Annotated in this window: 19 protein-coding genes; 13 read left to right on the plus strand and 6 right to left on the minus strand. The window is 71.9% G+C overall.

Going from position 1 to position 21,426, the window contains the following annotated elements; translation table 11 throughout:
• Positions 1-101: 101 nt before the first annotated feature.
• Positions 102-3,602: a nidogen-like domain-containing protein gene (locus LG278_RS04765; RefSeq protein WP_404391459.1), complete on the minus strand. Its 3,501-nt coding sequence runs from the start codon at positions 3,600-3,602 to the stop codon at positions 102-104.
• 545 nt (positions 3,603-4,147) lie between these two features.
• Complete coding sequence (locus tag LG278_RS04770) at positions 4,148-4,666, minus strand: inorganic diphosphatase (protein WP_404391461.1); 519 nt, start codon at positions 4,664-4,666, stop codon at positions 4,148-4,150.
• A gap of 183 nt (positions 4,667-4,849) precedes the next feature.
• On the opposite strand from LG278_RS04770, the gene LG278_RS04775 reads away from it, so the two are divergent.
• From LG278_RS04775 to LG278_RS04825, 11 genes are all read left to right on the plus strand, one after another.
• Positions 4,850-6,382, plus strand: coding sequence for a D-alanyl-D-alanine carboxypeptidase/D-alanyl-D-alanine-endopeptidase (locus LG278_RS04775; protein ID WP_404391463.1), 1,533 nt, complete (start codon positions 4,850-4,852; stop codon positions 6,380-6,382).
• 125 nt (positions 6,383-6,507) lie between these two features.
• Positions 6,508-7,626 carry a zinc-dependent metalloprotease gene (locus tag LG278_RS04780; RefSeq protein ID WP_404391465.1) on the plus strand — a complete coding sequence of 373 codons (1,119 nt, stop codon included), beginning with the start codon at positions 6,508-6,510 and terminating at the stop codon, positions 7,624-7,626.
• Positions 7,623-8,621, plus strand: a complete 999-nt coding sequence (tilS, locus tag LG278_RS04785) for a tRNA lysidine(34) synthetase TilS (RefSeq protein WP_404391467.1) — start codon at positions 7,623-7,625, stop codon at positions 8,619-8,621. Before LG278_RS04780 ends, tilS begins: the two co-directional genes overlap by 4 nt.
• A gap of 108 nt (positions 8,622-8,729) precedes the next feature.
• Positions 8,730-9,281, plus strand: a complete 552-nt coding sequence (gene hpt / locus LG278_RS04790) for a hypoxanthine phosphoribosyltransferase (protein WP_404391469.1) — start codon at positions 8,730-8,732, stop codon at positions 9,279-9,281.
• 12 nt (positions 9,282-9,293) lie between these two features.
• The gene (locus LG278_RS04795) at positions 9,294-10,118 is read left to right on the plus strand and encodes a DUF1028 domain-containing protein (RefSeq protein ID WP_404391471.1); all 825 of its coding nucleotides are present in this window, start codon (positions 9,294-9,296) and stop codon (positions 10,116-10,118) included.
• 230 nt (positions 10,119-10,348) lie between these two features.
• Entirely contained in the window at positions 10,349-12,454 is a 2,106-nt protein-coding gene (gene ftsH, locus LG278_RS04800) for an ATP-dependent zinc metalloprotease FtsH (protein WP_404391473.1), read from the plus strand.
• A gap of 3 nt (positions 12,455-12,457) precedes the next feature.
• A complete protein-coding gene (gene folE, locus LG278_RS04805; RefSeq protein ID WP_404391475.1) occupies positions 12,458-13,030 on the plus strand; it encodes a GTP cyclohydrolase I FolE in 573 nt (190 codons plus the stop codon).
• 74 nt (positions 13,031-13,104) lie between these two features.
• Positions 13,105-13,917, plus strand: coding sequence for a dihydropteroate synthase (folP, locus tag LG278_RS04810; protein WP_404393532.1), 813 nt, complete (start codon positions 13,105-13,107; stop codon positions 13,915-13,917).
• Positions 13,917-14,816: a 2-amino-4-hydroxy-6-hydroxymethyldihydropteridine diphosphokinase gene (gene folK / locus LG278_RS04815; protein ID WP_404391477.1), complete on the plus strand. Its 900-nt coding sequence runs from the start codon at positions 13,917-13,919 to the stop codon at positions 14,814-14,816. Before folP ends, folK begins: the two co-directional genes overlap by 1 nt.
• Entirely contained in the window at positions 14,813-15,292 is a 480-nt protein-coding gene (locus LG278_RS04820; protein ID WP_404391479.1) for a DUF3180 domain-containing protein, read from the plus strand. The genes folK and LG278_RS04820 overlap by 4 nt, the downstream gene beginning before the upstream one ends.
• A gap of 246 nt (positions 15,293-15,538) precedes the next feature.
• The gene (locus LG278_RS04825; protein ID WP_404391481.1) at positions 15,539-16,330 is read left to right on the plus strand and encodes a hypothetical protein; all 792 of its coding nucleotides are present in this window, start codon (positions 15,539-15,541) and stop codon (positions 16,328-16,330) included.
• Between the two features lie 15 nt (positions 16,331-16,345).
• Here the strand turns inward: LG278_RS04825 and LG278_RS04830 are convergent, their stop codons facing one another.
• Positions 16,346-16,579 carry a hypothetical protein gene (locus tag LG278_RS04830; protein ID WP_404391483.1) on the minus strand — a complete coding sequence of 78 codons (234 nt, stop codon included), beginning with the start codon at positions 16,577-16,579 and terminating at the stop codon, positions 16,346-16,348.
• 8 nt (positions 16,580-16,587) lie between these two features.
• Positions 16,588-17,775 (minus strand): NADH-quinone oxidoreductase subunit D, encoded by a 1,188-nt coding sequence (locus LG278_RS04835; RefSeq protein WP_404391485.1) that lies wholly within the window; start codon positions 17,773-17,775, stop codon positions 16,588-16,590.
• 84 nt (positions 17,776-17,859) lie between these two features.
• On the opposite strand from LG278_RS04835, the gene LG278_RS04840 reads away from it, so the two are divergent.
• Positions 17,860-19,152 carry a cytochrome P450 gene (locus LG278_RS04840; protein ID WP_404391487.1) on the plus strand — a complete coding sequence of 431 codons (1,293 nt, stop codon included), beginning with the start codon at positions 17,860-17,862 and terminating at the stop codon, positions 19,150-19,152.
• Complete coding sequence (locus LG278_RS04845) at positions 19,145-19,531, plus strand: VOC family protein (protein WP_404391489.1); 387 nt, start codon at positions 19,145-19,147, stop codon at positions 19,529-19,531. Before LG278_RS04840 ends, LG278_RS04845 begins: the two co-directional genes overlap by 8 nt.
• Positions 19,532-19,554: 23 nt before the next feature.
• On the opposite strand, the gene LG278_RS04850 is transcribed toward LG278_RS04845, so the two are convergent.
• Together LG278_RS04850 and LG278_RS04855 are read right to left on the minus strand one after the other, a co-directional pair.
• On the minus strand, positions 19,555-20,103 hold the full coding sequence (locus LG278_RS04850; protein ID WP_404391491.1) for a copper resistance protein CopC: 549 nt from the start codon (positions 20,101-20,103) through the stop codon (positions 19,555-19,557).
• 5 nt (positions 20,104-20,108) lie between these two features.
• Positions 20,109-21,419, minus strand: coding sequence for an SAM-dependent methyltransferase (locus LG278_RS04855; protein ID WP_404391493.1), 1,311 nt, complete (start codon positions 21,417-21,419; stop codon positions 20,109-20,111).
• Between the last annotated feature and the right edge of the window lie 7 nt (positions 21,420-21,426).

The following is a 21,426-nucleotide window of genomic DNA, read 5'->3' on the forward strand; positions in this document are numbered from 1 at the left end:
GCTCACTGCCCCTGCCCGGCCTCGCCCGGCCTCGCCCGGCCTCGCCCGGCCGCGGACGTGGTCAGCGATCCGGACGGCGGGCGTCTGGCCGCTCCGGTTCGTCACGGCGTGCCGGTTCGGAAGGCGAACAGGTATCGACCCGGGGTCGCGCCACCGCGGCTCCCCGAGACGAGGGCCGATGATCCGCCGTCGAGAAGGGCCCCGCTGACCCCGGATCCGGGAAGCTCCCCGCCGTTTCCGTCGGCGTCGCCCCAGCCCGCACGGGCGCTCACCCCTCCGATTCCTCCAGCGCCGTCGCTGGCATCCCCGGTCTCCCAGCCGACGTGGCCGTAGTTGAACGTCACGTCGATGTCGCCAGCGCCCAGTTCGGCACGGCTCGTGAGAAGGAGTTGCACGTCGATGGTCTTGTCCATGTGCTCGGCGAAGTAACCAACGCCAAGCCAGTTCACGCAGAGCGTCTTGTTGTCGGGAGAGATGCCGAAGGTGACGAGAGGCGAGCCTGCCGCGCGGGTGTCGACGTCGGCGAAGTACGGGGCGATGATCGGCGAACCGGAACCCGCGAGAGGGAACGGGGTGTATGTCCCCTGGGGGCCGTCGAAGGTCACGTAGCCGTTGTTCCCAACGTACGCGGTGGAGTACAGCGTCGACCCGAGTCGGACATCGAAGGGCAGCAAGAGGGCCTCCGAACTGCCGTCGTCGTTGGCCGCGATGACGTTGGCGTTGCAGTAGGCGTCCGCGGCGATCGCTCCGCCGCCCGATGCACCGGCGACCACGGGCAGGGTCAGCGACTGGGTGTCCGTCAGGCCACGGCCGTCGGTGAACAGGATGGTGAAGGATGCGTTCCCCCACAGCGCGGTGGGTTTGCCGACGATCCAGTCATCGACGAGCGAGAGGCCTGGTGGCAGCTCACCCGTCGACAGGCTCCAGGCTCCTTGACGGTTGTCAGCGGTGCGAAGGCGCTGGGCGTAGGGCGCTCCGAGTGTTCCTGCGTTGAGACTCGTGGTCGTGATGCTGGGGGGAGTGGATGACGGGGCGCTGGGCACCGTTCCCCACGTGGCGAGGACCTTGCTGAAGATCGTCCCCGTCACGAGAGTCACGTGCGCTGGCGAACCCTTCCAGTAACAGGCAAGGCAGGCCCCCATCGAGCCCGTGAGCTTGGCGTCGATCACCCCCACCGGCGTGGACAGGGGGTGGTAGCCGGCGTGAGCCGCCCCGGTGAGGTTACCCGTCAAGCCCGCGATGCCGTTCCACGTCAGCTTGGTGTCCAAGGCGCCGGTCGCTGTCACATCCACACCGGACGAAGCGGAGGCCTGAAGCGGTGTGGAACTCCCGTGGCAGTAGGCGACACGACTCTCCTGCCCGCTGCTCCAGCGGTATTCCATGCCGCAGCGCAAGGTCACCGTCGCGCGCACGTCTGCCTGGCCCGTGGCGATGAGAGTCACCGTTGGGCTGATGTCGAGGACGATCGCACCGGTGTTTCCGGCCGGGAACGCTTTCCGGATGGGTGGCAACGTCAGCGTGCACGTGCCGGCGGCGGAGATGGCAGCACCGAGGTTGACCTTCACCTCGCCGTCGAGGTCGAACTGGAAGAGCTCGAGCCCGCCTGTGCCGACGTAGATGCCCCCTCCTCCGAACAGCGGGTGCTTCCACAGCGCGGCCAAGGTCGGGGTCAACGAGGGGTCGACGGAGAGTCCGTAGAGGTCGGTCGTGATGGTCGGGTCGTCACATTCGATGCTCGACGCTGACGTCACGTCCACTCCGGACGCCAGGGTGGAGCGCTGGGTCGTGGCCTTCTGCAGCTTGGCGGCCTCGCCCAGCAGAACGCTCGCGTGATCCGGTGCAAGGGGAGGCTGCGGCGGCTCGATGTCGTCGGAATCGAGGGTGCCGCTCACGCTCACAGCGCCCTCGTGGTAGGCATCGGCGAAGGTGCCGGGAACGACATCCACCGCCGTGGTGCCGTCGGGCTGGGCGCTGGCCCCCGTGACCACCACGATCGCACCGGAGGGAAACCTCTCGTTGGGCGCGAGGACGAGCACGTCATCGATGGCTGGGGGTGCGCCGGTCAGTCGCACGGAGACCGCGTTGCCCTCCACGTCGGTTGCTATCTCGCCGATGCGTTCGGCCGGCACCTGCACCGTACGGGGTTGGCTCTTGGTGTCCACGCAGCCGGCGGCGCCGGTGCACTGGGACGGGAGACCGACGTCCACGACCAGTGTCGCCGACTGTGCAGCGGTCGATCCGGTGGCGTCGGTCACGTGGATTGCGACGGTCGAGGTCGAGGTTGCAGTGGGAACTCCCGAGATCGTGCCGCCCGGCTCGAGGGTGAGAGTCGACGGGAGGCCCGAGGCACTCCAGGTGTAGGGCTCGGTTCCGCCCGTCGCGACCAGAGCGGCCATGTAGTTCAGGCCCACCTTGCCGGTCGGTAGGGAGGTCGGGGTGATGCCGATGGCGCGGACGTAGCCGGAGACGTCGGCGAGCAGGTCGGTGGAGCCGTTGGCGTTGTAGAGGCGGATCTTGCCGGTGCTGCCGACGGGGACGATGACGAGGTTGGGGATGGTCTGGCCGGCGACGAAGTTGAGGTTGGAGGTGGTCGGCCGGGTGGTGTTGTCGGGGTAGGCGATGACGTGGCCGCTGGCGGTGGGTCGGGTGGCGGTGACGTTGACGACCACTGCGGAGACGCCGGTGGCGGGGACGCCGCCGCGGCCGGTGACCTGCACGGCGATGCTGGTGCCGGCGGCGACGGGTTGCTTGGGTGCTCCGAGGCCGGTGCGGGTGTCGAGGATGCGGGCGGGGTTGAGGCTGGCGACCGTGCCGGGCTGAGTGCTGGTTCCGGCGCGGACGTAGCCGGAGACGTCGGCGAGCAGGTCGGTGGAGCCGCTGGCGTTGTAGAGGCGGATCTTGCCGTTGCTGCCGACGGGGACGATGACGAGGTTGGGGATGGTCTGGCCGGCGACGAAGTTGAGGTTGGAGGTGGTCGGCCGGGTGGTGTTGTCGGGGTAGGCGATGACGTGGCCGCTGGCGGTGGGTCGGGTGGCGGTGACGTTGACGACCACTGCGGAGACGCCGGTGGCGGGGACGCCGCCGCGGCCGGTGACCTGCACGGCGATGCTGGTGCCGGCGGCGACGGGTTGCTTGGGTGCTCCGAGGCCGGTGCGGGTGTCGAGGATGCGGGCGGGGTTGAGGCTGGCGACCGTGCCGGGCTGAGTGCTGGTTCCGGCGCGGACGTAGCCGGAGACGTCGGCGAGCAGGTCGGTGGAGCCGCTGGCGTTGTAGAGGCGGATCTTGCCGTTGCTGCCGACGGGGACGATGACGAGGTTGGGGATGGTCTGGCCGGCGACGAAGTTGAGGTTGGAGGTGGTCGGCCGGGTGGTGTTGTCGGGGTAGGCGATGACGTGGCCGCTGGCGGTGGGTCGGGTGGCGGTGACGTTGACGACCACTGCGGAGACGCCGGTGGCGGGGACGCCGCCGCGGCCGGTGACCTGCACGGCGATGCTGGTGCCGGCGGCGACGGGTTGCTTGGGTGCTCCGAGGCCGGTGCGGGTGTCGAGGATGCGGGCGGGGTTGAGGCTGGCGACCGTGCCGGGCTGGCCGGTTGCAGCCACCGCAGACGTGTCGGAAGCGGCAACCGCTGACGCCGGCGGCGTCACCGGGCCGAGGGTCCCGGGAGCACGCGAGGCCTGGAGTCTGTGCGAGTTCACGGAGGCCGGTGAGTCCAGTCCCGCCGCAGAGGCCGTGGGTGGACAAGCCGCGCCCACCACAGCGAGTAGCGCCACAGGGATGAAGGACCTCAAGAGTGTCAGTTGCATCGGGGTGCCCTCACTGGTCGCCGGGTGGGTTCGTGGTGTTTTGGCCGTCGACAGACGGTTCCGCGATGCTCATGCACCCGCGACGGCTGCGTGAGGCAAGTTGCGACATCCACCTGACCGCGCAACACCGTCGGGCGTCCCGGAGGCGTCGGCAGTCATCTCAGCGCCCACCCCGCGAGGGCCACAGCCCCAGTGCCTGTCGAGGAAGCAGCCGGCACTTGCCGCGATGCTGGTGCTGCCAGACCTGCCCCACGTGGCACGACGGAGCCCCGCCACCAGCGTGGTGACGGGGCTCTCGTGAGGCAGCCGGACGGCATACCTGAGCGGTCGGTCAGTGACCCTCAGTGACCCTCGGGCATCGCCCAGCGGGCGGTCGAGCTGCCCTGCTCCTTGGCGCGCTCCAGCGCCTCGCGGATGATCTTCTCGGCGGCGGCGCGGCCGCCCCAGTCGGAGCCCTTGACGAACTTGCCGGGCTCGAGGTCCTTGTAGCGCTCGAAGAAGTGCTGGATCTCCTTGAGCGTGAACTCGCTGACGTCGCCGAGGTCCTGGATGTGCGCCGTGCGCGGGTCGACCGGGACGCAGAGCACCTTGTCGTCGCCGCCGGCGTCGTCGACCATGTGGAAGATGCCGACCGGGCGGGCCTCGACGACCACCCCGGGGAAGAGCGGCTCGGGCAGCAGCACGAGGGCGTCCAGCGGGTCGCCGTCCTCACCGAGGGAGTCCTCGATGTAGCCGTAGTCCGCCGGGTAGGCCATCGGGGTGAAGAGGTAGCGGTCGAGCCGGATGCGGCCCGTCGCGTGGTCGACCTCGTACTTGTTGCGCTGTCCGCGCGGGATCTCGATGGTGACGTCGAACTCCACGTCTGTCCCTTCTCGGGTGCTTCGGGTGGCTCCGGGGTGGCTCCGGGTGGCCACAGGTGGCTCGCGGCGACTCGTCGGCGCCGCTCGCATGCGGGAGCACACGGCCACGGCTGACAGAATCGTCCGCGACAGTGTGGCAGCAAGGTGCGTCCTTGCGCGAAACAACGACGGACGGGGGTGGGCATGGTGACGCCGTCGAGCGACCCCGGCCCCCCGATCCGCGGGCTCACCTACACGATGGCCACCGTCCTGTCGGTCATCACCCTCCTGCTGGGGTATGCCGTGCTCGACGTCGCCGACGCAGCCCCGGGTGTGCTGACCCTGGCCGCCGCGCCGCCGCCTCCACCCACGGAGACCCCGGGCACCCGGACCCTCCCCGTCGTGCCCCAGCCCACGCCGTCGACCTCGGTGGGCGAGCCGCTGCCCCCGCTCGCTGGTGACGCGCAGGCCCCGACCCCCGACGGCGTGACGAGGGCGCTGCGCGGGGTCGTCAGCCTGCCGGCGCTCGCCGACTCGGCCCTCGTGGTGCGAGACGGGCAGACCGGGCAGGTGCTCTTCGACGACAACGGCTCGCAGCTGCGCATCCCGGCCTCGACGACCAAGATCCTGTCGGCGGCCGCCGTGGGCCAGGCCTTCGCCGCCGACGCCACGCTCGAGACCGTGGTGCGCCGCGGCGCGTCGGACAGGGAGATCGTGCTCGTCGCCGGGGGCGACTCCCTCATCAACCCCGGCAAGGGCGACTCCGACCGGGTGGCCGGGCGCGCCGGGCTCGCCGACCTCTCGGACCAGGTGAGCACAGCACTCGAGAAGGCCGGCGTCGACGCCGTGACCCTCGCCGTCGACGAGTCCTACGCCTACGGCCCGGGGGTGGCGCCCACGTGGGACTCGGGCTTCCGCCCGTCCGGCATCACCGGGGCCGTGGCGATGCTCGGCCTCTCGAGCCAGCGGGCCACCGGCGGCCGGGTCGGTCCGGCCGACCCCGTCGCCGCCGTGCGTGACCTCTTCGCGCGCCAGCTCGAGAGTCGCGGGATCGATGTGACCCTCGCCCCACGGGAGCGTCCGTCCGCGACGACACCGCCACCCGCCACCCCCACGCCGAGCCCCACGGCCGCCCCCACGCCGAGCCCCACGGCGGCGCCCACGACCGGACAAAGCGAGGTGCTCGGACGCATCGTCTCCGCACCGGTCCGCGACCAGCTCGCCCTCGCGCTCACCGACTCCGACAACGCGCTCACCGAGATCCTCGCCCGGCAGGCCGCCTTCCGCTCCGGGGGAGGCACGACCTTCGCCGACACGGGGGCGTGGGTGGTCTCGCAGGTCACCGCGCTCGGACTCGACACGCGGGGGGTCGTGCTGCGCGACGCGAGCGGGCTCTCCCGTGAGAACCGGGTGCGGGCCGACCTGCTCACCCGCATCCTCGTGCTCGGCTACGACGGCCAGCACCCGGTGCTGCGCCGGGCCCTCGACGGCCTGCCCATCGGCGGCCTCACCGGCACCCTGGACGAGCGCTTCACGGGCGGCAACTCCGACGCAGCCGGCCGGGCCCGGGCCAAGACGGGCACGCTGACCGGCGCCAACGCCCTCGCGGGCAGCGTCGTCGACGACAACGGGCGGCTGCTCGTCTTCGCCGGTATGGTCGCCGGCGCGGGAACCACCGAGGCCCGAGCGGCGTTGGACCGATTTGTAGCGACTCTCGCCTCGTGCGGGTGCCGCTGAGAGGCCGGGAGGCACGAGACGGCGCCGCACCGGCCGCGGCCGACGAACGGGCACGACAGCAGGGCACCAGCACCAGATCCGCGACACAGCCGTCAGGACCCATGAGGGGCATCGGGAGGACTGGCATGACCGACACCACCGTCATCAGCGAGGCGGGGTCGAGCGACGGTCCGAGCAGCGGCCACCTCGCCTACGTCGACTACGACTTCGCCAAGCGCACCGGCCGCACCATCGTCAGCCCCGGGCCCCAGGTCTCGAGCGACGAGGCTGCCGAGATCGTCGCCGACCTCAGGGCGGCGGCCACCTCCGCCGTGGGGCCGGTCGCCGAGACGAGCCGGCTGGCCGCCCCCGAGGACGCCCCCGCCGTGCTGGTCGTCGACCGGGCGGGTTGGATCGACGCCAACGTCGACTCGTTCAAGGCGATGCTCGACCCCGTCGTCGACAAGCTCAACACCCGCAAGAAGGGCCAGCCGGGCAGCGCCACGGCGGCCGCCATCGGCAGCAAGGTCACCGGCGCCGAGATGGGCGGGCTGCTCGCCTTCTTCTCCAGCAAGGTGCTCGGGCAGTACGACCTCGCCCCGGGAGGCACGCCGCGGCTGCTCCTCGTCGCCCCCAACATCGTCGCGACCGAGCGCCGCCTCGAGGTCGACCCGAGCGACTTCCGCCGCTGGGTGGCGATGCACGAGGAGACCCACCGGGTGCAGTTCACGGCGGTGCCGTGGCTGCGAGACCACATGATCAGCCGCACCCAGAGCCTCGCCGTCGACCTCGCGCCGACGCCCGAGGACCTCACGAGCCGCTTCGAGCAGCTCACCAAGAACCTCCCCGAGGTGATCTCGTCGGGCGAGGGCATCGGGCAGCTCTTCGCGACGCCCGAGCAGAAGGCCCGCATCGCCGAGATCACCGCCGTGATGTCGCTGCTCGAGGGCCACGCTGACGTCGTCATGGACGATGTTGGCCCCGCCATCATCCCGAGCGTCGACGAGATCCGGCGCAAGTTCGACCAGCGCCGCAACGGCGCGGTCGGCGTCGACCGGCTGCTGCGCAAGCTGCTCGGCCTCGAGGCCAAGATGCGGCAGTATCGCGACGGGGCCATCTTCGTCCGGGCCGTCATGGACCAGGTCGGCCGCGACGGCTTCAACGCGGTGTGGACCTCGCCCGAGACCCTGCCGCGACCCGAGGAGATCATCGAGCCGGCAGCCTGGGTGCGCCGGGTGCACGGCGAGGCGGACTTCCTCCGATGAGCGGCCCCGACCCGGCCGTTGCCGCCACCCGACTCGCGGTGCGCCAGCACCTTGCCGACCTCCCCGCCGGGGCGACGGTGCTCGTCGCCTGCTCGGGGGGCACCGACTCCGTGGCCCTCGCGGCGGCCCTCGCCTTCGAGGCCGAGCGAGCCGGCATCCGCGCCGGCGCCGTCGTCGTCGACCACGGCCTGCAGCCCGGCTCCGACGACGTCGCCCAGGCCGCCGCGGCCCTGTGCCGCGACATGGCCCTCGACCCCGTCGAGGTCGTCCGTGCCGACGTGCGCCAGACCGGAGCCGGCCTCGAGGCCGATGCGCGCAGCGCCCGCTACGCCGCCATCGAGGCGGTCGCCGACCGTCTCAACGCGGCCGCGATCCTCGTCGGCCACACCCGCGACGACCAGGCCGAGCAGGTGCTGCTCGGCCTCTCTCGAGGCTCGGGCGCCCGCTCCCTCAGCGGTATGCCGGTGCGCCGCGACCGCTACATCCGCCCCCTTCTCGCCCTGCCGCGCGCCACGACGCTCGCGGCCTGCGCGGCCTACGGCATCGAGCCGTGGAACGACCCGCACAACAGCGACGACTCCTTCCGCCGGGTGCGGGCGCGGCGGCTGCTCGCGACCCTCGAGGCCGAGCTGGGGCCGGGTTTCGCCGCCGCGCTGGCCCGCTCGGCCGACCTGCTGCGCGAGGACGCCGACTACCTCGAGACCCTCGCGATCCGGGCCCGCGCGCAGCTGCCCGAGGCGGCGGGCGCCCCCGGTGTCGACCTCGAGGCCCTCGCCGCTCTGCCACGGGCGATCCGCACCCGGGTCTGGCGGCTGCTCGCGGCCGAGGCCGGAGCGCCGCTCGCCGACGTCAGCGCCGCCCACGTCGAGTCGCTCGACGCGCTGCTGACCTCGTGGCACGGCCAGGGTCCGCTGCACGTGCCGGGCGGCATCGCCGTCGCCCGCACCGGCCGGGAGATCCGCTTCACCCCCCTGCGGGAGACCGCCAGCGCCTGAGGCGGCGAGGGTGCTGTTGAATGGTCAGGCACGCCCAGCGTGTGACCGCACCACCACCGCACCACACCGCGCCCCCACTCACGCGCACCACCACACGGAGGAGTCCTCGTGGACCACACCGACATGGGAGACGACCTCGCGACGGTTCTGCTCACGGAGGAGCAGATCCAGACGCGACTGGCCGAGCTCGCGGCAGACATCTGGCGCGACTACGAGGGCAAGGACTTCCTCCTCGTCGGCGTGCTCAAGGGCGCTGTCGTCGTCATGGCCGACCTCATGCGGGCCCTTCCCGGCACCGCCCCGATGGACTGGATGGCGGTCTCGTCCTACGGCTCGGGCACGAAGAGCTCCGGCGTCGTGCGCATCCTCAAGGACCTCGACACCGACATCACCGGGCGCCACGTGCTCATCGTCGAGGACATCATCGACTCGGGCCTCACGCTCTCGTGGATCAAGGCCAACCTCGAGTCGCGCAGCCCCGCCTCGGTCGAGATCTGCACCCTGCTGCGCAAGCCCGACGTCGTCAAGGTCGACATCCCGGTGCGCTACGTCGGCTTCGACATCCCCAACGAGTTCGTCGTCGGCTACGGCCTCGACTACGCCGAGCAGTATCGCAACCTGCGCTGTGTCGGCACCCTCGCGCCGCACGTCTACTCCTGAGGGCTTGGCCGCATGACCTTCTCCATCGTGGCCCGTCAGGGTGAGGCCTACGGCGTCGCCGTCGCGAGCAAGTTCCTCGCCGTCGGCGCTGTCGTGCCAGCCGCCCGCGTCGGCGTGGGTGCGGTCGCGACGCAGTCGTTCGCCCGCGTCGCCTACCTCGAGGAGCTGCTGGGGCGCCTTGCTGCGGGTGAGGGCGCCGAGGAGGCGCTCGCCGCCGCGACCGCCCTCGACGACGGCCGCGAGACGCGCCAGGTCGGCGTCGTGGGCGTGGGCAACGCCGCGACCTTCACGGGGTCCGAGTGCAACGCGTGGGCCGGCGGGGTCGCGCGTGACGACGGCGACACGGCATACGCCATCCAGGGCAACATCCTCACCGGTCCCGACGTCGTGACCTCGATGGAGTCGGCCTGGAACGCCTCGGCCGGGCGGCCGCTGGCACAGCGCCTGCTGGCCGCGCTCGTCGCGGGCGACGAGGCCGGCGGTGACTCGCGGGGGCGCCAGAGCGCCGCGATGTATGCCGTCGAGCCGGGAGCCGGCTACGACGCGAGCGGGGTGCTCGCCGACCTGCGCGTCGACGACCACACCGACCCCGTGGGCGAGCTCGGCCGGCTCCTGTCGGAGTGGGAGATGCACTTCGGCAAGCCCGAGGACGTGCAGCCGCTCGAGGGGGAGCTCGCCGAGGAGGTGCGCTCGCGCCTCGCCGCCGAGGGGTATGCCGCCGCCGACCTCGCCGTCGCCCTGGCCGACTGGGCCGGCAACGCCAACTACGAGGCGCGGCTGAGTCCCGAGGGCATCGACCGCCGCGTCCTCGAGGCCCTCCGCGCGGCCACCGGCTGAGGTCACTCTCATCCTGCTCCGTCTGGCGGAGCAGTCTCCGAGCGACTCGGGGAGGCCCGGGGAGGCCCGGGGAAGGCTCGGGGAAGGCCCGGGGATGGCTCGGGGATGGCTCGGACCGGTTCGTCACGTGAGCACGACATGCGGAACACTGGTGGGGCGCCGGACGTTGTGCCGGTGGATCAACTCACCGGACGAGCAGGAGGACCGGGGCCGTCTGGCCCCGCACGTACATGGACGCTAAGCGGATACTGCGCACGCCACTGCTGTGGATCATGGTCCTCATCAGCGCGCTCGTCTTCGGCATGTTGCTCTCCGAGTCCGGCCCGCCGCGGATCGACACCTCCGAGGCCATGAAGCAGATCTCGAGCGGCAACGTCGAGTCGGCCAAGCTGCTCAACAACGAGAAGATGGAGCTCACGCTCGTCAAGCCCTACACCTCGCCCGAGGGCGACGTGAAGGACGCGAAGTCGGTCTACGCCTTCTACGTCGACGCGCGTGGCAAGGAAGTCGTCGACGCGCTCAACGCCAAGCCCCCGACCAAGGGTGTCGACGACCAGATCGACCAGCAGAGCTGGGTCGGCTCGCTCCTCTTCTCCATCCTGCCGATCATCATCATCCTCGGTCTCTTCTGGTTCCTCATGAGCCAGATGCAGGGTGGCGGCAACCGCGTCATGCAGTTCGGCAAGTCCCGCGCCAAGCTCGCGACGAAGGACACCCCGAAGGTCACCTTCGCCGACGTCGCCGGCTGCGACGAGGCGATCGAGGAGCTCACCGAGATCAAGGAGTTCCTCCAGGAGCCGGCCAAGTTCCTCGCCGTCGGCGCCAAGATCCCCAAGGGCGTGCTGCTCTACGGCCAGCCGGGCACCGGCAAAACCCTGCTGGCGCGCGCCGTCGCCGGCGAGGCGGGCGTGCCGTTCTACTCGATCTCCGGCTCCGACTTCGTCGAGATGTTCGTCGGTGTCGGTGCGAGCCGTGTGCGTGACCTCTTCGAGCAGGCCAAGGCCAACGCCCCCGCGATCGTCTTCGTCGACGAGATCGATGCCGTCGGTCGCCACCGTGGCGCCGGCATGGGCGGCGGTCACGACGAGCGTGAGCAGACCCTCAACCAGCTCCTCGTCGAGATGGACGGCTTCGACGTCAAGACCAACGTCATCCTCATCGCCGCGACCAACCGGCCCGACATCCTCGACCCGGCCCTGCTGCGTCCGGGCCGCTTCGACCGCCAGATCGCCGTCGACGCCCCCGACATGCTCGGCCGCAACCACATCCTCCAGGTGCACGCCCAGGGCAAGCCGATGGCGCCCGACGTCGACCTGCTCGCCGTCGCTCGCCGCACGCCCGGCTTCACCGGTGCCGACCTCGCCAACGTGCTCAACGAGGCCGCCCTGCTGACGGCGCGCAGCGACAAGAAGATCATCGACAACTACTCGCTCGACGAGGCCATCGACCGCGTCATCGCCGGCCCGCAGAAGCGCACCCGCATCATGTCGGCCAAGGAGCGCAAGATCACGGCCTACCACGAGGGTGGTCACGCCCTCGTCGCCGCGTCGCTCAACCACACCGACCCGGTGACGAAGGTGACGATCCTGCCGCGTGGCCGGGCGCTCGGCTACACGATGGTCATGCCCGTCGACGACAAGTACTCCACGACGCGAAACGAGATCCTCGACCAGCTCTCCTACGCCCTCGGTGGCCGCGTCGCGGAGGAGATCGTCTTCCACGAGCCGACCACCGGTGCGAGCAACGACATCGAGAAGGCCACCGGCATGGCCCGCAAGATGGTGACCGAGTTCGGCATGTCCGAGCGCATCGGTGCCATCAAGCTCGGCCAGGGCACCGGCGAGGTGTTCCTCGGTCGCGACATGGGTCACCAGCGCGACTACTCCGAGGAGATCGCCCGCATCGTCGACGAGGAGGTGCGCGCCCTCATCGAGGCCGCCCACGACGAGGCCTACCGGGCGCTCAACGCCAACCGCGACGTGCTCGACAAGCTCGTCCTCGAGCTGCTCGAGCGCGAGACGCTCAACCAGGCCGAGCTCGCCGAGATCTTCACCGAGGTCGTGCGTGTGCCGCAGCGGCCGACGTGGCTCTCGTCGCAGACGCGCGTGCCGGGCGACCGCCCGCCCGTGCTGACGCCCGGCGAGGTCGCCGCCCGAAACGGCTCCAACGGCCAGCACGGTCACCTGCCGCCGCCCGTGGCACCCGACCGCGCCATCGAGGAGAAGATCGACGAGGCGGCCTCGGTCGGGGCCCACCCCCTCGCCGACGAGCACCCTCCGCAGCAGATCATCGAGGTGCCCGACGACCGTCCGATCAACCCGGGCGAGAAGAGCTGAGCGGTGGCGATCGACCAGGCGCGGGCCGAGGCCGCCGTGCGTGAGCTGCTGCTGGCCATCGGCGAGGACCCCTCTCGTGAAGGGCTGCTCGACACGCCGGCCCGCGTCGCCCGCTCCTACTCCGAGATCTTCGCCGGTCTCGACATGGACGCGGCCGACGTGCTCGGCACGACCTTCGAGATCGACCACCAAGAGCTCGTCATCGTGCGCGACATCGAGCTCTACAGCACGTGCGAGCACCACCTCGTGCCCTTCCACGGCGTGGCGCACGTCGGCTACATCCCCAGCGAGGACGGCCGCGTCACCGGCCTGTCCAAGCTCGCGCGGCTCGTCGAGGTCTATGCCCGCCGGCCCCAGGTGCAGGAGCGTCTGACCTCGCAGGTGGCCGACGCGATGGTCGAGCACCTCGACGTGCAGGGCGTCATCGTCGTCATCCAGGCCGAGCACCTCTGCATGTCGATGCGCGGCATCCGCAAGCCGGGCGCGAGCACCATCACCTCGGCCGTCCGCGGCCAGCTGCGCGACCCGGCCACTCGAGCAGAGGCCATGGCACTCATGCTCGAGGGCAACAAGTGACGGACTCGCACGCCGAGCGCGGAGCCGGCAGCCCCGCTGAGCAGCTGCTGGACACGACGGAGCGCACCCTCGTCATGGGGGTCGTCAACGTCACGCCCGACTCCTTCTCCGACGGTGGCGAGTGGTTCGAGTCGGACGCTGCGATCGCGCACGGCCTCGAGGTGCTCGAGGCCGGGGCCGACATCGTCGACGTCGGTGGCGAGTCGACGCGACCGGGCGCCGACCGTCCGTCGGTGGCCGAGGAGCTGCGCCGCGTCGTCCCCGTCATCGAGGCGCTGAGCGGGCGCGGCGCCGTCGTGTCGATCGACACGATGCGGGCCGAGGTTGCTGCTGCGGCCATCGACGCGGGCGCAGCGATCGTCAACGACGTGTCCGGCGGCCTCGCCGACCCGGAGATGGTGCCGCTCGTGGCCGGGTCCGGCTGGCCCTACATCGCGATGCACTGGCGCGGCCACAGCACGCAGATGCAGTCGCGTGCTGTCTACGGCAACGTCGTCGGCGAGGTGCTCGACGAGCTGTCGGCTCGCCGCGACGCGCTCCTCGAGGCCGGCATCGCCGCCGACCGGCTCGTGCTCGACCCCGGTCTGGGCTTCGCCAAGACGGCCGACCACAACTGGGCCCTCATGGCGGCCCTCCCCGTCCTGCACGGCCTCGGCCACCCGATCCTGCTCGGTGCCTCACGCAAGACCTTCCTCGGCCGCCTCGGACGTGACGAGGGCGTCGCGCCGCGACCCCCGGCCGAGCGCGACGCCGAGACGACCGCCACCTCGGTGATGGCCGCCATGGCCGGCCTGTGGTGTGTGCGCGTGCACGACGTCGCCTCGACCGTGCGCGCCCTGGCGGTCGTGCAAGCCGCCCTCGACCACGCGCCCGAGGCAGCCGACTGATGGCTGACCGCATCGTCCTGCAGGGCGTCTCCGGCCGCGGCACCCACGGCGTGCTGGACTTCGAGAAGCGCGACGGACAGACCTTCGTCGTCGACGTCACGATGACGTGTGACCTCGAGCGGGCCGGCCGCACCGACGACCTCGCCGCCACCGTCAACTACGCCGAGGTCGCCGCCGACGTCGTCGCCCGCATCGCCGGCCCGTCCTTCGACCTCATCGAGCGCCTCGCCGAGGTCATCGCCGACGACGTGCTGCGCCACGACCTCGTCGAGCTCGTCGAGGTCGTCGTGCACAAGCCCGAGGCCCCGGTCGGCCAGCCCTTCACCGACGTGCAGGTGCGGATCGAGCGCGCCAACGCTGCCGCGGTCGTCGTCGCCCTGGGGTCAAACCTCGGCGACCGCGGCGAGACCCTGGCGTCGGCGCTGGCCGCCCTGCGCGACGTGCCCGGACTCACCGTGACCGGCGTGTCGTCGATCGTCGAGACCGACCCGGTCGGCGGTCCGGAGCAGCCGCCCTACCTCAACGCCGTGGTGGTCGGCCGGTCGGCGGCAGCGCCCGACGTGCTCCTCGAGGAGCTGCACCGCATCGAGGCCGCTCACGGTCGCACCCGCGAGATCCACTGGGGCGCAAGGACACTCGATCTCGACCTCATCCAGTTCGGCGCCCCCGGCGGCGCGCGCGAGGTCGTCAGCGACGACCCGCGTCTGACGCTGCCGCACCCCCGAGCGGTCGAGCGGGCGTTCGTGCTCGGCCCGTGGAAGGACGTCGACCCGAGGGCCACCTTGCGTGTGGCACCCGGGGACGGCGGCATACGCCCGGTGTCTGAAGTGCTCGACGCCATCTCACCCGACCTCGACGCGGCGGGCGTGCGGCCCGGCCCCCGATGGGAGCACCAGTGACACCACACACCGGCATCCGAGTGACGACCCTCGTCATCGCGGGACTGATCGCCACGGGGCTGTCGTCGCTCGTGCTGCGCTTCGTCACCTCCGGCGGAGCCGAGGTGCCGTCGCCCGGCTGGGTCGCCATCGCGGTGATGATCTTCCTCGGCGCGGGCCTGCTCGTCGCCGGGTGGCAGGTGCGCAAGGTGCGCGACGGGCGCTCCGACGGCAGCGTGTCGCCGCTGCGGGCAGCCCGCACGCTCGTGCTCGCCCAGTCGGCAGCGTTGACCGGTGCGGTGCTCGTGGGGTGGTACGTCGCGAACGTCCTCGTGCTGCTGCCGAATGCCGACGTTCCGTCGCAGCGCGACCGGATCCTGCCCTTTGCGCTGCACGCCGTCGTGGCGCTCCTGCTCGGCGTCTCGGGCATGGTCGTGCAGCGCTGGTGCCGCCTTCGCCCGCGCGACGACGAGGACGAGACCCCGCCCCCAGCCTGACCCGCCACCCACACGCGCTGATCCATCGGTCCGCGGACGAGGCCCGCGCGCACGGGCTGCGGACACGTCATGCTGGTCAGATGCTGCACGCGGCGAATTGGTCGAGACGGATGCAGTCGAGGCGACGGCGGGTGGCGAGTGCGCCGGCACTCGAAGGTCATGTCGGCGCTTGCACTGTCGGCCTGCGGCAGCACGGAGGCACCGCCTGGAGTCGCAGCTGAGTCGTCCCCGACGACGTTGCCCTACGTGGCCGACGCTCCGGAAGCCTTCGACGTCCGAGCAGAGGCGGTGCTCGCCGCGCTGCGGACGGACGGCACCTTGAGCACGTATGCCGCCTCGCTCGTGTTGCTGTCACCGCGCGTCGTCGAGACCGGCTATCCGAACGAGGAGCTCAAGCAGGCCTTCGGCAACGGCGGCTTCGAGGCGGCGCCGAGCCTGCGGGGCGACGCAACCACCCGGACGGTGACCGTTCCCGGCGGGAGCACCCGCTCGCTGCCCGTGCTCGGCGCTCGCGAGACGCTCGAGCTGGCTCGGCGCGGGGCACCGGGATGCGGGGCAGTCGCCACCGCCTGCCCGATCACCGTCACCCGGGCCGAGCTCGGCACGGTCGAGGCCGACACAAACCACGGTCGCGTGACGCTGCCGGCCTGGCAGTTCTGGGCGGAGGGGCTGACGACGCCGTATCAGGTCATCGCCGTCGAGGAGTCGGCTCTCGGCTCCCTGCCCACACCACCCACCCTCGGTGGTGGCGGCCAGGAGGGCACCGCCGGACTGCTGTCCGCTCAGCCCCCAGTCGTCCTGCGCGACGACGCTCTCGTCGTGACCATCGGGCACGGCGCGTGCGACCTGGGCCTCGGGGCTCACCTGCTCGAGGAGAGTGACGCCGTGGTCGTGGGCGGCTCGTCATCCGGAATGAGCGGCGAGGTCTGCACGGCCCAGCTCATCGGAACGCCGGCCACGATGCCGCTGGCGCGGCCGCTCGGCACACGTCCTGTGGTCGACGTCGTCACCGGCGCCGTGCTGACGACCTCCGGTTGAGCCGACCGGCTTGAGTCAGGTGGTCGCTGCCTGCGTCTCGGTCGAGGTGGGCGCCGGCTCCGTCGGGGTCGGTTGCGACGGCGGCTGGGGCGGGCCGTCGGGCGTCGTCGTGCGCGTCGGCCACGGCGGCGGCACGGTGTCGACCGTGTCCTCGTCGGAGCAGGCCGCCGCGAGTGTGATGGCGGCCGTGATGACGGTGACGGCGGCGGCACGCAGGACGCTCTCGCGCGAGAGCCGGGCGGACGGCATACGGCGGCTCACTTGTCGACGTCCCCGACGACGAAGAACATCGAGCCGAGGATGGCGACCATGTCGGCGATCAGCTGGCCGGGCAGCATCTCGGAGAGCACCGAGACGTTGTTGAAGGAGGCCGACCGCAGCTTGAGGCGCCACGGCGTCTTCTCGCCGCGCGAGACGAGGTAGTAGCCGTTGAAGCCGAGGGGATTCTCGGTGGCGCAGTAGATCTCCCCCTCGGGCACCTTGAGCACCTTGGGCAGCTTGACGTTGATCGGTCCTGGCGGCAGCTGGACGAGCCGGTCGAGGCAGGCCTCGGCGAGGTCGAGCGCCACGTGCGTCTGCTCGATGAGCACCTCGAGGCGCGCGAGGCAGTCACCGGCCGTGCGGGTGACGACGCGGCCGGGGCCCTTGTCGCCGAAGAGCTCCCCGTAGGCGAGGTAGGGCGCGTCGCGGCGCAGGTCGACGTCGAGACCGCTCGCGCGCGCGATGGGGCCGGACACGCCGTAGGCCATCGCCCGGTCGCGGGGCAGCACGCCCACGCCGCGGGTGCGCCCCTCGAGGATCTCGTTGCCGACGATGAGGCGCTCGAGGTCGGGCATCCGGGCGCGCACGTTGGCGATCGCCTTGTCGACCCGGCCCATCCACCCGGCCGGGAGGTCCTCCTTGAGGCCGCCGACCCGGTTGAACATGTAGTGCATCCGGCCGCCGGAGACCTCCTCCATGACCGCCTGGAGCTCCTCGCGCTCGCGGAAGGCGTGGAAGACGGGCGTGATCGCACCGAGCTCGAGGGGGTAGGAGCCGAGGAACATCAGGTGGCTCAGCACCCGGTTGATCTCGGCGAGCGCCGTGCGCGCCCAGACCGCGCGCTCGGGCACCTCCATGCCGAGCATCTGCTCGACGCCGAGCACGACCCCGAGCTCGTTGGAGAAGGCACTCAGCCAGTCGTGCCGGTTGGCGAGCACGAGGATCTGGCGGTAGTCGCGCACCTCGAAGAGCTTCTCGGCGCCGCGGTGCATGTAGCCGATGATCGGCTCGGCGCTGACGATGCGCTCGCCGTCGACGACGATCTGCAGCCGCAGCACGCCGTGCGTCGCCGGGTGCTGTGGGCCGATGTTGAGCACCATGTCGGCCGTCGCGAGGCCGCCTGCGCCGACACCGACGGTCAGCGCCTGGCGCTGGCCCGACGACGAGGCGGTGGTCTCCGTCATGGGCCAGAGCCTACGGCCCACACCGCTCCGGTATGCCGTGTGGCCCCTCCCCGGGTCGCCCCGCGGTCGGGCAGAGTGTGCAGGGTGAGCGCCTCGTTCGACCTGACCGACCCCGCCTTCGTCGCCGGTCCCTACCCGGCCCTCGCGCAGGCCCGGCTGAAGGGGCCGGTGCAGTGGCACGACGGACTCGGCCTCTGGGTGACGACCACCCACGCCGCGGCGGGTGGCGTGCTCCGCGACCGGCGTCTCGGCCGGATCTTCCGTCCACGGGCAACGGGGGAGGACGATCCGTGGACCGTCTTCGACTGGTTGCACGCCGACTCGATCCTCGACTCGGAGCCGCCGAAGCACACGCGGCTACGTCGGCTCGTGGCCGGAGCGTTCAACCGCGGCCACGTGGAGCGGCTGCGGCCCCGGGTCGAGCAGATCGCCGACGACCTGCTTACGGGCGTCGAGGCGGCGCTCGACCAGCCCGGCGAGGGAGGCGGCCGGGTCGACCTCATCGAGGCCTATGCCGAACCGTTGCCCGTCCTCGTCATCTGTGAGCTCCTCGGGGCCCCGGCCACCGACTGGAAACGGCTGCGCGACTGGTCACAGGCCATCGTGAGGATGTACGAGGTGGCGCCCACCCGGCCAGCGCAGGAGGAGGCGAAACGAGCGTGTGCCGAGTTCGCGGCATACGTCGACGAGCTCGCGGCCGAGCGCGCAGCGCACCCGGGCGACGACCTGCTGACCTCGCTCGTGCAGGAGCGCGACGGCGGTGACCGGCTGTCGCGGCGCGAGCTGGTGGCGACCGTCGTGCTGCTGCTCAACGCGGGTCACGAGGCGAGTGTCAACGGCTTCGGCAACGGCCTGGGCTCGCTCCTCGCCGAGCCCGACCAGCTGGCGGCAGTGCTCGGCGCCCTCGGCGACGACGACGGCGACGGCGACAAGGCGGTCGCCCTGCTCGTCGAGGAGATGCTCCGGCACGACTCACCCCTGCACCTCTTCGAGCGCACGGCCACCCGCGACGTCGAGCTCCACGGCGTGACGATCCGCGAGGGGCAGAAGGTCGCGGCCCTGCTCGGTGCGGCGAACCGTGACCCCGCTGTCTTCGACGAGCCCGACCGCTTCCGCGCCGACCGCGACCCCAACCCGCACCTCGCCTTCGGAGCGGGCATCCACTTCTGCCTCGGCGCCCCGCTGGCACGGATGGAGCTGCAGGTCTCGGTGCGAGCGCTGCTCCAGCGCCTGGGGCCGCTCGAGGTGGTCCAGGCGGTGCGACGACCCACCTTCGTGCTGCGCGGCTACGAGAGCCTCGTGGTGCGGCGCGTGCCCGCAGGCTCACGCCGGCCCACCACGCCGGATGGAGTTCGAGGGAGGATGACGCATGAGTGAGCTGACCCCCTACATCTGCGTTGCCGACTCTCGCGCAGCGATCGAGTGGTATCGCGAGCACCTGGGCGCCGACGTCACCGACGAGCCCGTCGTCATGCCCGACGGCCGCGTGGGGCACTGCGAGCTCGCGGTCGACGGTGCCCGGTGGATGATGTCGGACGCCTTTGAGTCGGCAGGGGTGGCGCCCCCGGACCCCACGCGTGGCAACGCCGTCACGCTGCACGTCACGGTCAGCGACGTCGATGCACTCTGCGAGCGGGCGCGTCGCGGTGGTGCGCGGATCGACCGCGAGCCCGCGGACAACCCGCCGATCGGCCGGCTCGCCGTCTTCCGTGACCCGTTCGGTCACCGCTGGTTCCTCAACCAGCCTCTCGAGTAGCCGTCGCCGGGCTGCTCGCGCTTTCAGCGTCGGTCGGCAGCCCGGGCGCGGAGGGCGACGAAGCCGCCGATCGCGAGCAGGACGAGGGTGCCGGCGATCGACAGCATCACCGCGGCGAGCGGGAAGGACGCGCTGTCGTCGGAGGCGGAGGCGGGCGCGGCCTCTGCCGGCGGCTGCGGCGCCGTGACGGGGGCGGCCGTCGACCCGTCGAGGCCCGTCGTCGCGACGAAGGCGTAGCTCCCCGTCACCGGGTGGCCGTCGTCGGAGGTGACGCGGTAGGCCACCGTGTAGCTGCCGGCGGGCGCACTGGGCGAGATCGCCTGCGTGACGACGCGGCCTTGGATCGTCGGCGCGCCCTGCTGCACCGCCCCGCTCGGCCCGGTGACGACGACCTGGGTGCCGATCGACAGCGGCGCGTCTGTGAAGGTCAGGCTCACGCTCTGCGGCAGGCGCTGGACGGTCGAGTCGGCGGCCGGAGTGGTGGTCTCGAGCACGTCGTGAGCGCTCGCGGTCAGCGGCGCCCCGAGCACCACGACCACGAGGACGGCGAGGACCGAGAGCACGCGACGCATGTCCCTCAGGTTACGTCCCGGCCTGCGACCCGCTTCACCGCCCACCAGAAGTCGCCGAACCCCGCGGGCCGGATGAGCTCAGCCTCCGCGCCGGCCCGTTCGAGCGCGCGCAGATAGGCGAGCGGGTCGCTCGAGGCGAGGGCGTGCGGCGGGGTCTGCCCCCGCACGCCGAGCCGCCGCAGCAGGTCGCGCTGGCGCCCGACCTCGTCGGCGTCGAGGCTGTCGACCGCGACGTGGGCCGTGAGGTCCATCGTGCCGTCGGGCACGGGGTCGCCCTGCACCCCGCGGCGGTATGCCGTGAGCGTCCCCCCGCTCGGCCGCTCGGCCCGCGTGTGGCCGTAGTCCACGGCGACGAGCAGGCCGGAGTCGACGCGAGCCACGAGGTCGGCCCAGGCCTCGTCGCGGGAGAGCCCGACCTCGATGCGGTCGCCGGGCGTCGTGGCGGGCCAGTGCGCTGCGGCCCAGTGCCGGTCGGCGTCGGAGGGCTCGGGGCCGAGCGTCTCCTCGCCCGTCCGCGGGTCGACGAGGACGGTGCGGGTGGTGCCGCCGGTGTCGACCTGCGCCACCGTGCAGGGCACGACGTCGAGCCACTCGTGGGCGATGACGAGGGCGTCGCTCAGCCCGGCGAGCTCGTCGGGCAGGGCCGCACCGCCGGGGGAGCGCATCCAGCCGATGCGCTCGTCGAGGCCGGCCGGTCTCTCGACGACGTCGACGGCCACGACTCGAGTGGGTGAAACTGCCCCCTCGATGTCCTCACCCGGTCGAGTGGGCACTCCCCACCCGTCGCCGTCCTCCCCGCCAAGTCGAGTGGGCACTTTCCACCCGTCGTCGGTGGGTGAAACTGCCCACTCGACGTCTTCACCCGGTCGAGTGGGCACTCCCCACCCGTCGCCGTCCTCGCCGCCCCGTCGAGTGGGCACTTTCCACCCGTCGCCGGTGGGTGAAACTGCCCACTCGTCGTCGTCCCCACCCGGTCGAGTGGGCACTTTCCACCCATCGTCGGTGGGTGAAACTGCCCACTCGACGGGGTCTGGGGTGTCGGGGAGTGAGCCCTCCACGGGGGAGACGTCGTCGAGCGCCCGGAGGAGGTGGGTGGCGAGCTCGCCCCGCCCGGCACCCACGTCGACGACGACCGCGGGCAGCCCGTCGTGCTCGCGGAGCCACAGCCGCAGCAGCGCCTCCGCGAGGGCCGCCCCGGTCACCCCGTGCGTCGCGGTCGTGAAGTGCTCGGCAGGGCCACCGCGCGTGACGTAGAAACCCCGCCCGGCGGCATACAGGGCGTCGTGCCAGGCGTCGCGCCACGGAAGGGCATCCACGCCCACG

The sequence above is a fragment of the Humibacillus xanthopallidus genome, assembly GCF_044793955.1.
In the GTDB taxonomy this organism is placed as follows: domain Bacteria; phylum Actinomycetota; class Actinomycetes; order Actinomycetales; family Dermatophilaceae; genus Humibacillus; species Humibacillus xanthopallidus_C.

Coding starts and splice junctions, on each gene's coding strand:
- tilS (WP_404391467.1), top strand. CDS start 7,623: ATGAGCGGCCCCGACCCGGCCGTTGCCGCCACCCGACTCGCGGTGCGC.
- LG278_RS04845 (WP_404391489.1), top strand. CDS start 19,145: ATGAGTGAGCTGACCCCCTACATCTGCGTTGCCGACTCTCGCGCAGCG.
- folK (WP_404391477.1), top strand. CDS start 13,917: ATGGCTGACCGCATCGTCCTGCAGGGCGTCTCCGGCCGCGGCACCCAC.
- ftsH (WP_404391473.1), top strand. CDS start 10,349: ATGGACGCTAAGCGGATACTGCGCACGCCACTGCTGTGGATCATGGTC.
- folP (WP_404393532.1), top strand. CDS start 13,105: ATGGGGGTCGTCAACGTCACGCCCGACTCCTTCTCCGACGGTGGCGAG.
- LG278_RS04795 (WP_404391471.1), top strand. CDS start 9,294: ATGACCTTCTCCATCGTGGCCCGTCAGGGTGAGGCCTACGGCGTCGCC.
- LG278_RS04830 (WP_404391483.1), bottom strand. CDS start 16,579: ATGCCGTCCGCCCGGCTCTCGCGCGAGAGCGTCCTGCGTGCCGCCGCC.
- LG278_RS04835 (WP_404391485.1), bottom strand. CDS start 17,775: ATGACGGAGACCACCGCCTCGTCGTCGGGCCAGCGCCAGGCGCTGACC.
- LG278_RS04850 (WP_404391491.1), bottom strand. CDS start 20,103: ATGCGTCGCGTGCTCTCGGTCCTCGCCGTCCTCGTGGTCGTGGTGCTC.
- LG278_RS04775 (WP_404391463.1), top strand. CDS start 4,850: ATGGTGACGCCGTCGAGCGACCCCGGCCCCCCGATCCGCGGGCTCACC.
- LG278_RS04780 (WP_404391465.1), top strand. CDS start 6,508: ATGACCGACACCACCGTCATCAGCGAGGCGGGGTCGAGCGACGGTCCG.